Below are 13,008 nucleotides of genomic sequence, written 5' to 3'. Positions count from 1 at the left end.
AGTCTCCTGGATGATGTGGCAATGCCAACCGGCAACACCCCGCCTTCGGGAATGCTCAGGAAAAATCCCGAAGCAAAACTAGCCTCGAAATTTGTCTGAAAAACGGCTGGAATTTTTCGTGCGCGTATTTTCACGCGTCAGCCGATTGCATCGTTTTCATTCACGCTACCGCGGCTGCAGCACGGTACTCGATCGGCAGTTTAGCACCGGGCAGCTTTTGTTGTCCTTCGTGGGCACGGAAGTGTCGGCCGCGTAGGAGCCTGAATTGCATTGATTCCCGTCGGTGACGTAGCGATCGTAGAGAACGATGTTGCCGCTGAAGGACGGATAACGCAGCAGCACCGCTCCTTCGCGGGCGATACTTTGCTGCACCGTGCCGCAGGTCCGCTCCATGGAGTTGTAGCGAGAAATCGCCATCGCAGGGGACGTCAACAACAGCAGCATCGAGGCTGCGACTGCCAGTTTCATAGTAATATCTCCGGAGGTCCTGAGGCGCCCTTTGCCGGATATCATGACGCGAGGAACCAATCGATCGATAATTAGGGCCCTGAAAGCGGAATGAAAGGTTGGCGCGCTAGTTTGCGGCGACGTCGTGGAGGAGCCGCGCCCAGGATGGGCCGGGCACGATGACCAAACTGGAGGAGATGCCCATGCGTTCCAACGCATTATTTCACACCGTAGCCCTTTCCCTCGTCATGACGGCGGCATCGCTCGGTGCGACCACGGCTGCGAAGGCTGCCGACAAGATCACCATCATGGTCGGCGGCTTCGAGAAGCAGATCTACCTGCCGGCCAAGCTGACCGAAGCACTCGGCTACTTCAAGGACGAAGGTCTCGACGTGGAGCTGCTGAACGAAGCGGCCGGCGTCGATGCCGAGAACCAGCTGCTGGCCGGTGCCGTCCAGGGCGTGGTCGGGTTCTACGACCATTGCGTCGACCTGCAGGCCAAGGGCAAGTTCGTCGAATCCCTCGTGCAGTTCAGCCAGGCGCCCGGCGAAGTCGAGCTGGTGTCGACCAAGCATCCCGAAATCAAGTCGCCCGCCGATTTCAAGGGCAAGAACCTCGGCGTGACCGGCCTCGGCTCGTCGACCAACTTCCTGACCCTCTACATGGCCTCGAAGGCCGGCCTGAAGCCAGGCGACGTGGTGACCATTCCCGTCGGCGCTGGTGGTACCTTCATCGCCGCCATGCAGCAGGACCAGATCCAGGCCGGCATGACCACCGAACCGACCATCTCGCGCATGCTGAAGACGGATGAGGCGAAGATCCTGGTCGACATGCGCACCGTCGAATCGACCCGCGCGGCCCTTGGCGGCACCTATCCTGCGGCCTCCTTCTATATGGAGAATGCCTGGATCGACAGCCACAAGGAAGAGGCACAGAAGCTTGCCAACGCCTTCGTCAAGACGCTGCGCTTCATCAACACCCATTCCGCAGCCGAGATCGCCGACAAGATGCCGAAGGATTTCTACGTCGGCGACAAGGACGGCTACATCAAGGCGCTCGAAGCCGGCAAAGGCATGTTCACGCCTGATGGCGTGATGCCGGAAGACGGTCCGAAGACTGTCCTGACCGTGCTCTCGGAGTTCTCGAAGAACGTCAAGGGCAAGCAGATCGACCTCTCGAAGACCTACACGACGGAATACGTCAAGAACGTCAAATAGCCGGTTTCGACCGCTTCCTGCACACGCCGGAGGCGGTCACCGATCGTTCGGGGCAGCGCGTGCACGCCCCTCGACAGGCACGCATCAGGATTCAATATGCAACAGGATCAAGCCAAGGGACCGGCGATCGAGCTGATCAACGTCAGCCGCCGCTTTGTCTCGCCGACCGGCAAGTCGCTGACGGCACTTCGCGATTTCAACATGACCGTCGAGCGCGGCGAATTCGTCGCCGTCGTCGGACCGACCGGCTGCGGCAAGTCGACCACGCTCAACCTCGTCACCGGCCTTAACAAGCCCAGCGCCGGCGAAGTCCGGCTGATGGGCGGCCCGGTCGATGGCATCGACCCGCGTGTCGGCTTCGTCTTCCAGACGGATGCGCTGTTTCCGTGGAAGAACGTCATCGACAATGTCATGGCCGGCCCGCTGTTTCGCGGCAAGTCGAAGGCGGAAGCCGAGAGCACCGCCAAGGACTGGCTGGCCCGCGTCGGCCTCACCCGCTTCCTCCACCACTATCCGCACCAGCTTTCCGGCGGCATGCGCAAGCGCGTTTCGCTGGCCCAGACCTTCATCAATGAGCCGGAAATCCTGTTGATGGACGAGCCCTTCTCGGCGCTCGACGTCCAGACCCGCACCGTCATGCACGAGGAACTGCTGAAGCTGTGGGCCGAGCGCCAGGCGTCCGTCGTCTTCGTCACCCACGATCTCGAGGAAGCCGTGGCGCTGGCCGACAAGGTCTATGTGCTCACCGCTGGACCGGCGACGGTCAAGTCGGTCTACAAGATCGACCTGCCGCGTCCGCGCGTGGTCTCGGAAATCCGCTACGAGCAGAGCTTCATCGACTACTGCAAGACCATCTGGGAGGACCTTCGCCAGGAGGTCGAGACCAGCTATCGCCGCGCCAGCGAAGCAGCCTGAGGGAGGATCGGATCATGTCAATCACCACACTCGAAACTAGCGTCGCGCCGATCTTCCGTGCCGGCACCTCCGATGCCGAGATCGAAGCCGCCGCGCTGAAACTCATCACGCGCCGCAAGCAGCTCGTCCTGTTCTGGCAGATCGCCATTCTCGTCGTCACCATCGCGCTCTGGGAACTGACCTCACGCTTCAACATTATCGACCCGTTCTTCTATTCGAGCCCGAGTTCGATCGCCTCGCGCCTCTACGAATGGGCGACCGAGGGCACGACGGAAGGGTCGCTCTGGTACAATCTCTGGGTCACCATGGAGGAAGCACTGATCGGCTTCTTCGCCGGCTCCATCACTGGCGTCCTCGTCGGCGTCGGCCTTGGCCGCAACCGGTTCCTGGCCGACATCTTCTCGGTCTACATCAAGGCGATCAACTCGATCCCGCGCGTGGTCCTCGCTCCGATCTTCATCATGATCATGGGCCTCGGGCTTGCCTCGAAAGTGGCGCTCGCCTTCATCATGGTGTTCTTCGTGGTCTTCGCCAATGCCTTCCAGGGGGTGCGTGAAGCCGACCGGAACATGATCGCCAATGCCCGCATCCTCGGCGCCTCCGACTGGCAGGTGACACGGGAAGTGATCGTACCCTCGGCGATGAGCTGGATCTTCGCCAGCCTGCATGTGTCCTTCGGCTTTGCCATCATCGGCGCCATCGTCGGCGAATTCGTCGGCGCCCGCTACGGCATCGGCCAGCTGATCTCGATTGCCAAGGGCACCTTCGATGCCGCCGGCATGTTCGCCGCCATCATCCTCGTCATGATCGTGACGCTGATTGCCGAATTCATCATGACGATGGTGGAAAACCGCCTCGCCAAGTGGCGGCCGCAGCAGCATATGGACGCGCAGTGAGCCGTCGCTGAAAATACGCTGGAGGCCGGGCATCGTCCCGGCCTTTTGCTATGGCATCACCACCGCCAGCGGCAGGCGGATGGTGACGAGCAGGCCGCCCCTGACCGCCTCGCTGAGGTCGACCGTGCCGCCGGCGCCGTCGACAACCTCGCGCACGATCGCAAGGCCGAGGCCGCTGCCTTCCGACTGCGTGCCCATCACGCGGTAAAACCGCTCGAAGACCGGCCCCCGTTCGACCTCGGCAATGCCCGGACCATCGTCCTCGACGGTCAGGATCGCGGTCGCCCCATCGCGCGCCACGGAGACCGTGACGACACCTCCGTCGCGCCCGTAGCGCAGGGCGTTGTCGACCAGGTTGACCAGCATTTCCCTGAGCATCGTGCCGTCGCCCTCAACATGCACCGGATCGCCGGCTTCGAGGCCAAGATCGATGCCGCGGCGCAGGGCTTCCTCCGCCTGGTTTTCCAGCACGTGGCGCGCCGTCGCGCTGAGGTCGATGACGTCGCTACGCGGTCTTCGGCTGCCCGGCTCGGCGCGGGACAGGGTGAGCAACTGACTGGCGAGGCGCGTCACTTGGCGGGTGCTCGCGCGCAGGGCCTGCAGCGCCTCGTCGCGCTTGAACCGATCCTCCTCACGCGCGGCAACGCTTGCCTGGGTGGAAATCAGCGCCAGCGGCGTGCGCAACTGATGGGCGGCGTTCGACACGAAGCGGCGTTGCGCCGCCATCTGGTTCTGGACCCGCTCCATGTGGTCGTTGAGCGCCTGCACCAGCGGATGCAACTCGCTCTGCACCATGTCGGTGGACAGCGGATCGAGGCGGTCCCGCCCACGGTCCCGCACCGCATCGCGCAGACGCATCACCGGCGCCAAGCCCCGCTGCAGGCCGACGATCGTCACCAGGCTGGCGATGACGACGAGAGCCAGTTGCTTGGTAAAATCGGAAAGCCACAGGCGGCGGCGCATGGCATACTGACTGTTGTGGGTGACGGCGACCGTGACCGAAATCGTCCCATCCTCGCCAAGGCCGACAATCGGGTGGATCAGCATCATCGCCCGCACGGTATCGCTGCGAAACACGCCGTCTTCTCCGCGCTGCGCCACCTTCGGCTGCGGCAGGCCCGGCAGGCCGGCCACGAGGCCGCCCCAGGCGGTGATGACCTGGTAGAACACGCGATCGCCGAATCCGGTGTCGAACATCTCGAGCGCTGCCGGCGGTATATTGGCTTCGACGCTGCCGCTGGCATCGACCCGCACGGCCTCGGCGATCACCCGCGTGGCGGCGAGCAATGTGTGGTCGATGACGAGATCGGCCGTCGCCTCGGCGGATTTGTAGCTGACATAGAGATTGACGCAGATCGCACCGGCGAGAGTGAGCAGGATCCAGGTCAGCAACTGCACTCGCAGACTGTCGCTCATCCGGCTGATGAGACGGGCTGTTCTCTTCAGAAGACCGGCATGATCGTCGTCATTGGGCATGGCGCAACATATATCCGAGGCCGCGCAGTGTGGCGATCTGCGCGCTGCTGCCTTCCAGCTTCTTGCGCACGCGATGCACGTAGATCTCGATGGCGCTCGGATCGGCCGCATCGTCGAAACCGAAAACACTTTCCGAAAGTGTATCCTTGCTGACGGTAGTGCCGACCCGCATCACCAGATGCTCCAGCACCGAATGTTCGCGCGGCGTCAGCGCAAGCACCTCGCCCAGAAGCTTGAATTGCCGCGTCCCGCCGTCGAAAAACAGGTCGCCGACGACGATTTCAGGGGCAGCACGATCATGACCACGGCGCACAAGGGCGCGAATGCGGGCCTCCAGCTCGGGCATCTCGAAGGGCTTGGCCAGATAGTCATCCGCGCCGCTGTCCAGCCCTGCGACCCGCCCATCGAGGCTGGCATTGGCCGTGAGGATAATGACCGGCACCTTGTTGCCGCCTTGGCGCAGCCGCTTGAGTAGGGTCAGACCATCGAGCTTCGGCAGCGACAGGTCCAGCACCACGGCGGCATAGAAGGCAACCTTCAGCGAGTGCTCGGCATCCTCGCCATCATGAACGATATCGACGGCATAATGGGCCTGGCGCAGCGCCTTGCCGAGCCAGGACGCCAGTTCACGATTGTCTTCGACCAGCAGAATCCTCATCCCGCCAGTATAAGGGTAAGGCCGCGCCCTGACGAGAGCCCAGATGCCATGGGAGCCGGCCGGTTGCATTGACTGTCAGAGCGAGCGCGATCCGGTCGATGCTTGCTAGCGCGAGACGATATCGGCATCGTTGTGAAGATGCAGCGCCAGCCGCAGCATCCAAGGGAGAGGTGCCCACCAGCCGGTGGAAATCCCGGCCTGCCGCAGCATGGCTGCCGTCCAGCTGTTGCAGCCGGAAAGGACGTTAAAATAGCCGTTGGCCTCGAAGAAGAGATCGTAGGGCCCATAGCCGCCGCGTTCGAGCGCCGTGGGTGGCGCGGGACTGTTGGCAAAGCTCTGCCTGATGGCACCGAGCACGCTCTGGTAGCCTTCTTCATCTATTCGCACTGTCGTGGCATAGGGAACGCCGTCCGGAATCTCGCCGCCAAGCTCGACATGCATCACCGAGCGATCGAGCGTCAGGCTTTTCAACACAGGGACAGTCTTCAGGTGGGCCCAGGTCGGCGTTTCCGTGTAGAAGGCGCGTCCACCCCAGCCGAAAATGACATAGCCCACGCCATTGAGATCGACGTCCAGACCGGCGCCTTTCATGAAACCGAACGTCTTGCGGACGTCATCATCGACCGGGATGGCGATATCCGTGTGAATGGGGTTACTGAGGACAAGAATACGGTGGGTCTTCGGCTCCACGGCCGGTGTCTGCCACAAGGGCCTCGGGACCAGTATCCCCGCGATGACACAGCAGGCCATCAATCCGATCGCGATGGCGACGATGCGTCTCAGTCTCGAAAGCACGGCAGAACCTCGTCAGCATGACCATCGGGACATGTGGCATGGCTGCATGGGAAAAGCTATCGATGCGTCTGCCATCCGCAATAGTTCGAGGGCTTAATTTGATCGTGCTCCAAGACAATAAAAAACCCCGCCGGTGGGCGAGGTTTTTCCGTTGGGATAGGGAGACTTTTATCGGCTTACAGGGCAGCCGGGGCGGTTGGCGAAGCTGATACGGTCGGGGCCGTCTTCGGTCATGCCTTCGACGACGACGCGGCGGTCGGTGATACGCGCAATGCGCGGGTGACGAAAGCCTTCGTCGCGTGCGGCAGCCATGGCGTCGCGCGGGCTGCATTCGCCACGGCCGCGGAATTCCCGGTCGCGGAGATCTCGGTCGCGGATGACCGGGCGGACGCCATCAGGTCCAACCTGGATATCGAGGTTCTGGGCGGAGGCAATCGATGCCGATCCGAGGAAAAGACCACCGACGAGGGTAAGGCTCAGGCCGGCAAGTGTAAGCATCTTGGACATGTCTAATCTCCCTGTTCAAACTCGGCCGTTCCGGCCGCATATTACTGGCAGCTAAACACTCTTCTTGATCTTTGGTTCCGGCAGGACGCCGTCTTTCTTCACTCGATCGTGATCGAGATGTTATCATCCGCGCCGTTGGGAAAGCGCGGATCGGGCATGCAGAGCTCTCCGTACTTTGTAACCTATTGCCCCGTCCGACGGTATGGCGCCGTTGACAAGCCGCCAAGCTGCTGCACTGTTGTCGAAGCCGATTCAAGGGAGCTGCCCGTGACCTACAAAGCCAATTCCGTCGAGGCGCGCGACGCCGCCTATCATCTTCATTCCTACACCAATGCGCGTCGGAACGAGGAAGAGGGTCCCTTGGTCATCGAGCGTGGCGAAGGCATCTACGTCTACGACAACAGCGGCAAGAAATATATCGAAGGCATGTCGGGCCTGTGGAGCGTCGGCGTCGGCTTTGGTGAGAAGCGGCTGGTCGAGGCAGCGGCGCGGCAGATGGAGAAGTTGCCCTACTACCACACCTTCACGCAGAAGAGTCACGCGCCCTCCGTCGACCTCGCCGAGAAGCTTGTCGGCATGGCGCCGGTGCCGATGTCCAAGGCCTATTTCACCAATTCCGGGTCAGAGGCCAACGACACGGTCATCAAGATGATCCGCTACCGCTCCAATGCGTTAGGATTGCCTGCCAAGAAGAAGATCATTTCCCGCGTCAAGGGCTATCATGGCGTAACGCTCGCGAGCGCCAGTCTGACGGGCCTTCCGAACAACCACCGCTCCTTCGACCTGCCCATGCCGGGCGTGCTGCATGCCGGATGCCCGCATTTCCGCGCCTTCGCCCATCCAGGCGAGTCCGAACTCGCCTTTTCGGCGCGGCTGGCCAAGGAACTCGAAGAGATCATCGTTTCCGAGGGACCCGAAACCATCGCCGCCTTCATCGGCGAGCCGCTGATGGGCGCCGGCGGTGTCATCGTCCCGCCGGAAGGATATTGGAGCGCCATTCAGGCGGTGCTCGACAAATATGACGTCCTGCTCATCGCCGACGAAGTGATCTGCGGCTTCGGCCGAACCGGCAACATGTTCGGGTCAGAGACCTACGAGATGCGTCCCGACATCATGACGCTGTCGAAGCAGCTGTCCTCCTCCTACCTGCCGATCTCGGCGCTGCTCATCAACGACCGGGTCTACCAGCCGATCGCCGACGAATCGAAGAAGATCGGCACGTTCGGGCATGGCGTTACGGCCGCCGGTCATCCGGTGGCGGCAGCCGTCGCACTGGAGAATCTCGCCATCATCGAGGAGCGCGATCTGGTCGGCAACGTGCGCGATCTCAGCGGCCACTTCCTATCCCGCCTGAAGGCGCTGGCGGAGCATCCGCTGGCGATCGAGGCCCGAGGCGCCGGCCTGATCGGTGCGCTGGAACTCGCGCCGCGCGAAGGCTATGCCACGGGTACGCTTGGACCGAAGCTGTTCTCCATCCTGCAGGGCAACGGCCTGATCGCCCGCGCCATAGGCGACTCCTTGGCGCTCTGCCCGCCGATGATCACCACCCGCAGCCAGCTCGACGATATCTTCGACATCTTCGAGCGCTCGATCGAGGAATTTCAGACCGAACTCTCGGCCGCCTGATCGAGCTTGCGCCGGTCAGAGACACGCATCCGTGCCTCAGTCAGGCTCGGATACCGATTGCCAATCGAAGTGATCTCGATCGTCGACGCGATGATCGAGGGGCGACATTCAAACTACTCGGCGTCGATCCTCGCCGGCAAACTCCAGGTATGACTATGAAACGCGTATTGATTGCCGAAGGCAGCGAAGAAATGGCCGCGCTTTTTCGCGCGGAATTGCCCGAACATGAGATCCTGATCCACCCGCCGGAAGCGGTCGGTGCGCCGGTAGATTACATGGTGGTCGGCCGCCCGAGCGCCGGGTTCATGGCAGCGCGGCCGGAGGTCAAGCTGATCCTGAGCCTCAATGCCGGCATCGAACATCTGTTGCGCTCGGGCGAAATCGCCGAGCAGACACCGATCGTGCGTATGGTCGACAGCGGTCTTGCCGAAGGGATGACGGAGTGGGTGCTGGCCGAGGCCTTGGCCTGGCATCGCAACATCCGCCTCTACGAACGTTTCCAGCGCGACCACCGCTGGCAGCCGCAGGCCGAAAAGCTTGCCCACGAGCGGCTCGTGACGATCCTCGGTGCCGGAGCGCTCGGAACGCCCGTGGCCAGGCACTTTGTTGCCTTCGGGTTCAAGACGCGCGTCTGGAGCCGCAGCGGCCGCGCGGTCGAGGGGGCAGAAACCTTTGCTGGCAATGAAGGCCTCATCCCGGCGGTCACCGGTGCCGACATCGTCGTCAACCTGTTGCCGCTGACGGCGGAAACGCGGGATATCGCCGAGGCCCGCCTGTTCTCGGCGCAGGCAAAAGGAGGCTTCTTCATCAACGGCGCGCGTGGCGGCCATGTCGTCGACGCCGATCTGATTGCGGCCGTCGACAGTGGCCAACTCAGCGGCGCGGTCCTCGATGTCTTTCGGGTCGAGCCGCTGCCGGAAAGCGATCCCTTCTGGCGCCATCCCGATATTCGCGTCAGCCCGCATGTCGCAGCGCCAACTCATCCGCGCATCGCCGTCGTTGAAATCGCCCGCAACATCAAGCGCTTCGAGCGCGGCGAGGCAATTCCCCATCTCGTCGACAAGGCGCGGGGCTATTAGCAGAGCGACATCACATTGGACTAAAGTTCCGTCCGCCTCTCAAACTTCTCTCGGTCGCCAATGTCAGCTTTGGTCAAGACTATGCGATCAGAGATCAGAGAGGACTCGGTTATCCGGCAAATCAGCTCGCGAAATAGCGCGTTGGCGTTGTGCCCAGTGCCTTCTTGAACATGACGATAAAGGCGGTGGCGGATTCGTATCCCAAGTCGCTCGAAACCCTCTGAACCGTCGCGCCGCTGGCCAGTTCGCGCAACGCGATGACCAGGTGCAGTTGCCGCCGCCATCGGCCGAAGGTCAGTCCCGTTTCCTGGACCATCAGCCGCTTCAGGGATCGCTCACTCATGGCAACCTGCGCCGCCCAATCGACGAGGGTGCGGCGGTCGCTCGGCTCCGCCATCAGGGCAGCGGTGATCACGGCGATTTTGGGATGGCTGGACGCGGGTAAATCCAGCCCCTGTATCGGCATTTGCGCCAGTTCATCGAGCAAGACCCGCACCAGACGGACGACATGATCCTCCTGAGCGGAATTTTCCGGTACATCCGCCAGTCGGAGGATCATCTCGCGGATCATCGGCGACACGGACAAAGTGCAGCACTGCTGTGGCAGCGTTGCGGCGCCTGGTTGAACGAACAGATAGGACAGGCGCGCGTTGGGCGTGACCTGATTGCTGTGAGGCACCCCGCCGGGTATCCACACCCCGCAGTCCGGTGGGACAATCCACAGGCCATTTTCCGTCCTGCAAGTGACGGCCCCGTGCAGGGCCAGAATGAGCTGCCCTTGCTTGTGCTGGTGCTGGTGCACTTCAGCTTCATAATCTCGGAAGTCGAGGCGAACTGCGACGGCCGGACGATCCGACCGGTCGGGATCGAAATCATCGAAGCAGGAACGCAGCAGCTTTGCGGATTGGCCCAATTTAGAGATCATCTGGCATTATCTCCAAATTCGTGCGGCCCGCAATAGTCTACCATCGGGCGATCAACAATCGAATGGAGACTGCCATGAGAATTTCTATCGTCGGCGCAACGGGACGAGTTGGCGCCAAGCTGACCAGGAGTCTGCTGAAGGCCGGGCATCAGGTCAGAGCCTTGTCGAGAGGTGGCCCAGCGCTCGACGCATTGGTCGAGCTTGGAGCAGAGCCATTCCTGGGAAGTTTTGACACAGGAGCGGGAGACCTTGACCAATTTTTCCAGGATGCGGATGCCGCCTTTCTCATGGTAAAAACCGATTGGAACAACATCGAGGGACACTACCCCGCTGTTGCCCAGCGCTTTGTCGATACGCTCGAAAAATCCTCCGTCAAACTGGCCGTAAGCCTGACGGCCATGGGTTCGGACGTGAAGGGCAAGACGGGCCATTTCGAGTGCTTCCACGATCTGGACCAAAAGCTCAATGAACTCGGCAATATCAACTTGGTCCACCTGCGCGCCGCATGGTTCATGGAAGATGTGCAGGCGTGGACGGCTCCGGTTGCCAAATACGGTCGAATTGCTTGGTTCTGCAAACCTGATTTGAAGATGCCCTGGGTAGCAACCGATGACATCGCATGGCTGGCAGCGAAGGAACTGACCAATCCGACGGGCAGACACCGCGTCTATCTCGAAGTCGGCTCGGAAGATGTGTCGATGAACGAACTGGCCGCGACCATTGGCAGGGCGATCGAAGGGCCGGTGGAGTACCGATACATCGAGACGACCCGCAAAGACGTGGAAGCTGAGTTTCTGGCGCGGTTCGGGACGCCGGAGAAATGGCAGGACGACACTCTGAGTGCTGACGCTCTGAACAATGGCATCGTGAGGTTCCATGGGAAGCACGAGGATCGTCCGAAATTGCCCACGACGATGGAGGCGTTCATTGGGGATGTTTGGAAGCCGCGTTACGTGGAGGTGGTCAGAGCGGGAGACCACCGAGAAACGTTTCCGATGTGGACCGCCAGGGACTAGCGGGATGTCATGCTGATTTTTTGAACCCTCCCAGCAATCCCGGGTCTTAATTGAACGCTGCCGCAAATCATCAGATTGCGGCAGCTTTGCTCGTACCCGACCCATTCGAGATCGGACACAGCGATCAGTCGGCCGCTCAGACTTGCCGCAAGCCGCCGTCAACGCAGAGTTCAGCACCGGCGATGTAGCTCGCATCGTCGCTCAACAGAAACAGGGCCGCCGCAGCTACTTCCGAAGGCCGAGCCATACGACCCATCGGTATAGGAGCGACAATTGCCGCGCGCGTGTCTTCCCCAACTGCAGCCATCATATCCGTATCCGTTGGGCCGGGTGCAACGACGTTGACCCGAATCCCCTTGGGTGCGAGTTCCGCCGTCCAGGTTCTGGCGTAGGATCGAATGGCCGCTTTGGTCGCGGCATAGGTTCCGTAAGCCGCGTAGCCCGCGCTCCCGGCAACGGATCCAACGAGGACGACCGAGCCGCCTGCTGTCATTGCGGGGAGAGCTGCCTGGAGGCCGAACACCATCCCTCGGACGTTGACGTCGAAGTGGCGGTCGAAGTGCTCCGGTGTAATTTCGGCGATCTGCGAAGGCTCGGAAATACCTGCATTCAAAACAAGCGCGTCGATACGACCGTAGGCTTTGCGCACCTGTTCGACAACAGCGACCATGTCTTCCGGCGAGCTTGCGTCGGCGGTAATGCCGACCGTGCCATGGCCGATGCCTTCGGCCGCTTTGTCGGCATCTTCACCTCGACGACTGGTGATGAAGACATTTGCGCCTTCGGCCGAAAGCCGCTCGGCAATGGCGAGGCCAATACCCTTCGCGCCGCCAACGACCAGTGCAACCTTGTTACTCATGCGATCCATCGTAAATCCCTTTCACTGAATGGTCTCGACATGATATACGATGGATATCTGATATCAATTACGCACCTGGAATAGCCTAGATATGGACAAGTATACCGACTTGGAAGCCCTCTCACATCGCACGCTTTGCGACATGCCCCTGGTTCGCCCGGTGCTCGACAAGATCGCTGACAAATGGACGATCCTGATACTGACAGTCATCTGCCCACAACCCGCGCGCTTCAACGAAATCAAGCGGCGTCTCGACGGCATAACGCACAAGGCTCTGGCCGACGCATTGAAGAGGCTTGAGCGGAACGGCCTTGTGACAAGAACCGTACTCCCGACCCAGCCGATTGGCGTAGAATACGCAATCACGCCCTTGGGCCTTTCCCTGCGGGAGCCGTTTGAAGCATTGTGCGCGTGGGCAGCGGCCAACGGCGACAAGGTCGAGGCAGCCATGCTGCGCTATGACAAGGCGGGAATTCGTCGTTGACGGAGTCGCTGTGCCCGCTTCTGGCGCGAAGCAGCCAGACGATGCTGCCGACAGGCTTAACCGAATGGTCCGCCACCCCGACGGGAGTGGCGGCGACGATCTTGAAGG

14 protein-coding genes are annotated in these 13,008 nt (G+C 61.5%); 7 read left to right on the top strand and 7 right to left on the bottom strand.

What is annotated here, in order from left to right:
• Nucleotides 1-165: 165 nt before the first annotated feature.
• Nucleotides 166-468, bottom strand: a complete 303-nt coding sequence (locus VH564_RS17485; RefSeq protein WP_423341138.1) for a hypothetical protein — start codon at nucleotides 466-468, stop codon at nucleotides 166-168.
• Between the two features lie 182 nt (nucleotides 469-650).
• Here VH564_RS17485 and VH564_RS17480 point away from each other — a divergent pair, with 182 nt between their 5' ends.
• From VH564_RS17480 to VH564_RS17470, 3 genes are all read left to right on the top strand, one after another.
• The gene (locus tag VH564_RS17480; RefSeq protein ID WP_423341137.1) at nucleotides 651-1,664 is read left to right on the top strand and encodes an ABC transporter substrate-binding protein; all 1,014 of its coding nucleotides are present in this window, start codon (nucleotides 651-653) and stop codon (nucleotides 1,662-1,664) included.
• 96 nt (nucleotides 1,665-1,760) lie between these two features.
• Nucleotides 1,761-2,579 (top strand): ABC transporter ATP-binding protein, encoded by an 819-nt coding sequence (locus tag VH564_RS17475; RefSeq protein WP_423341136.1) that lies wholly within the window; start codon nucleotides 1,761-1,763, stop codon nucleotides 2,577-2,579.
• A 14-nt stretch (nucleotides 2,580-2,593) separates the two neighbouring features.
• Nucleotides 2,594-3,475 carry an ABC transporter permease gene (locus tag VH564_RS17470; protein WP_423341135.1) on the top strand — a complete coding sequence of 294 codons (882 nt, stop codon included), beginning with the start codon at nucleotides 2,594-2,596 and terminating at the stop codon, nucleotides 3,473-3,475.
• A 48-nt stretch (nucleotides 3,476-3,523) separates the two neighbouring features.
• Here the strand turns inward: VH564_RS17470 and VH564_RS17465 are convergent, their stop codons facing one another.
• From VH564_RS17465 to VH564_RS17450, 4 genes are all read right to left on the bottom strand, one after another.
• Complete coding sequence (locus tag VH564_RS17465) at nucleotides 3,524-4,891, bottom strand: sensor histidine kinase (protein WP_423341365.1); 1,368 nt, start codon at nucleotides 4,889-4,891, stop codon at nucleotides 3,524-3,526.
• Between the two features lie 49 nt (nucleotides 4,892-4,940).
• Nucleotides 4,941-5,609: a response regulator gene (locus tag VH564_RS17460; protein ID WP_423341134.1), complete on the bottom strand. Its 669-nt coding sequence runs from the start codon at nucleotides 5,607-5,609 to the stop codon at nucleotides 4,941-4,943.
• A gap of 105 nt (nucleotides 5,610-5,714) precedes the next feature.
• Nucleotides 5,715-6,404, bottom strand: a complete 690-nt coding sequence (locus VH564_RS17455) for a TIGR02117 family protein (RefSeq protein WP_423341133.1) — start codon at nucleotides 6,402-6,404, stop codon at nucleotides 5,715-5,717.
• A gap of 168 nt (nucleotides 6,405-6,572) precedes the next feature.
• Nucleotides 6,573-6,911 carry a hypothetical protein gene (locus VH564_RS17450; RefSeq protein WP_423341132.1) on the bottom strand — a complete coding sequence of 113 codons (339 nt, stop codon included), beginning with the start codon at nucleotides 6,909-6,911 and terminating at the stop codon, nucleotides 6,573-6,575.
• 267 nt (nucleotides 6,912-7,178) lie between these two features.
• Here VH564_RS17450 and VH564_RS17445 point away from each other — a divergent pair, with 267 nt between their 5' ends.
• Nucleotides 7,179-8,537, top strand: coding sequence for an aspartate aminotransferase family protein (locus VH564_RS17445; RefSeq protein ID WP_423341131.1), 1,359 nt, complete (start codon nucleotides 7,179-7,181; stop codon nucleotides 8,535-8,537).
• A 155-nt stretch (nucleotides 8,538-8,692) separates the two neighbouring features.
• Complete coding sequence (locus VH564_RS17440) at nucleotides 8,693-9,616, top strand: 2-hydroxyacid dehydrogenase (protein WP_423341130.1); 924 nt, start codon at nucleotides 8,693-8,695, stop codon at nucleotides 9,614-9,616.
• A gap of 121 nt (nucleotides 9,617-9,737) precedes the next feature.
• On the opposite strand, the gene VH564_RS17435 is transcribed toward VH564_RS17440, so the two are convergent.
• Nucleotides 9,738-10,541, bottom strand: coding sequence for an AraC family transcriptional regulator (locus tag VH564_RS17435; protein WP_423341129.1), 804 nt, complete (start codon nucleotides 10,539-10,541; stop codon nucleotides 9,738-9,740).
• 74 nt (nucleotides 10,542-10,615) lie between these two features.
• On the opposite strand from VH564_RS17435, the gene VH564_RS17430 reads away from it, so the two are divergent.
• Entirely contained in the window at nucleotides 10,616-11,557 is a 942-nt protein-coding gene (locus VH564_RS17430; RefSeq protein WP_423341128.1) for an NmrA family NAD(P)-binding protein, read from the top strand.
• Between the two features lie 136 nt (nucleotides 11,558-11,693).
• On the opposite strand, the gene VH564_RS17425 is transcribed toward VH564_RS17430, so the two are convergent.
• Nucleotides 11,694-12,425, bottom strand: a complete 732-nt coding sequence (locus VH564_RS17425) for an SDR family NAD(P)-dependent oxidoreductase (RefSeq protein WP_423341127.1) — start codon at nucleotides 12,423-12,425, stop codon at nucleotides 11,694-11,696.
• Nucleotides 12,426-12,507: 82 nt separating this feature from the next.
• Between VH564_RS17425 and VH564_RS17420 the strand changes: the two genes are divergently transcribed.
• On the top strand, nucleotides 12,508-12,900 hold the full coding sequence (locus VH564_RS17420) for a winged helix-turn-helix transcriptional regulator (RefSeq protein WP_423341126.1): 393 nt from the start codon (nucleotides 12,508-12,510) through the stop codon (nucleotides 12,898-12,900).
• The last annotated feature ends 108 nt before the right edge of the window (nucleotides 12,901-13,008 follow it).

Source organism: Rhizobium sp. HT1-10, assembly GCF_049472505.1.
Lineage (GTDB): Bacteria > Pseudomonadota > Alphaproteobacteria > Rhizobiales > Rhizobiaceae > Rhizobium.
This window is presented reverse-complemented; position numbering and strand designations above follow the sequence as displayed.

What these genes read in the sequence shown, in the direction of transcription:
- VH564_RS17480 (WP_423341137.1), top strand. Translation starts at nt 651, where the DNA reads ATGCGTTCCAACGCATTATTTCACACCGTAGCCCTTTCCCTCGTCATG.
- VH564_RS17450 (WP_423341132.1), bottom strand. Translation starts at nt 6,911, where the DNA reads ATGTCCAAGATGCTTACACTTGCCGGCCTGAGCCTTACCCTCGTCGGT.
- VH564_RS17485 (WP_423341138.1), bottom strand. Translation starts at nt 468, where the DNA reads ATGAAACTGGCAGTCGCAGCCTCGATGCTGCTGTTGTTGACGTCCCCT.
- VH564_RS17475 (WP_423341136.1), top strand. Translation starts at nt 1,761, where the DNA reads ATGCAACAGGATCAAGCCAAGGGACCGGCGATCGAGCTGATCAACGTC.
- VH564_RS17430 (WP_423341128.1), top strand. Translation starts at nt 10,616, where the DNA reads ATGAGAATTTCTATCGTCGGCGCAACGGGACGAGTTGGCGCCAAGCTG.
- VH564_RS17470 (WP_423341135.1), top strand. Translation starts at nt 2,594, where the DNA reads ATGTCAATCACCACACTCGAAACTAGCGTCGCGCCGATCTTCCGTGCC.
- VH564_RS17460 (WP_423341134.1), bottom strand. Translation starts at nt 5,609, where the DNA reads ATGAGGATTCTGCTGGTCGAAGACAATCGTGAACTGGCGTCCTGGCTC.
- VH564_RS17435 (WP_423341129.1), bottom strand. Translation starts at nt 10,541, where the DNA reads ATGATCTCTAAATTGGGCCAATCCGCAAAGCTGCTGCGTTCCTGCTTC.
- VH564_RS17425 (WP_423341127.1), bottom strand. Translation starts at nt 12,425, where the DNA reads ATGGATCGCATGAGTAACAAGGTTGCACTGGTCGTTGGCGGCGCGAAG.
- VH564_RS17440 (WP_423341130.1), top strand. Translation starts at nt 8,693, where the DNA reads ATGAAACGCGTATTGATTGCCGAAGGCAGCGAAGAAATGGCCGCGCTT.
- VH564_RS17465 (WP_423341365.1), bottom strand. Translation starts at nt 4,891, where the DNA reads ATGAGCGACAGTCTGCGAGTGCAGTTGCTGACCTGGATCCTGCTCACT.
- VH564_RS17420 (WP_423341126.1), top strand. Translation starts at nt 12,508, where the DNA reads ATGGACAAGTATACCGACTTGGAAGCCCTCTCACATCGCACGCTTTGC.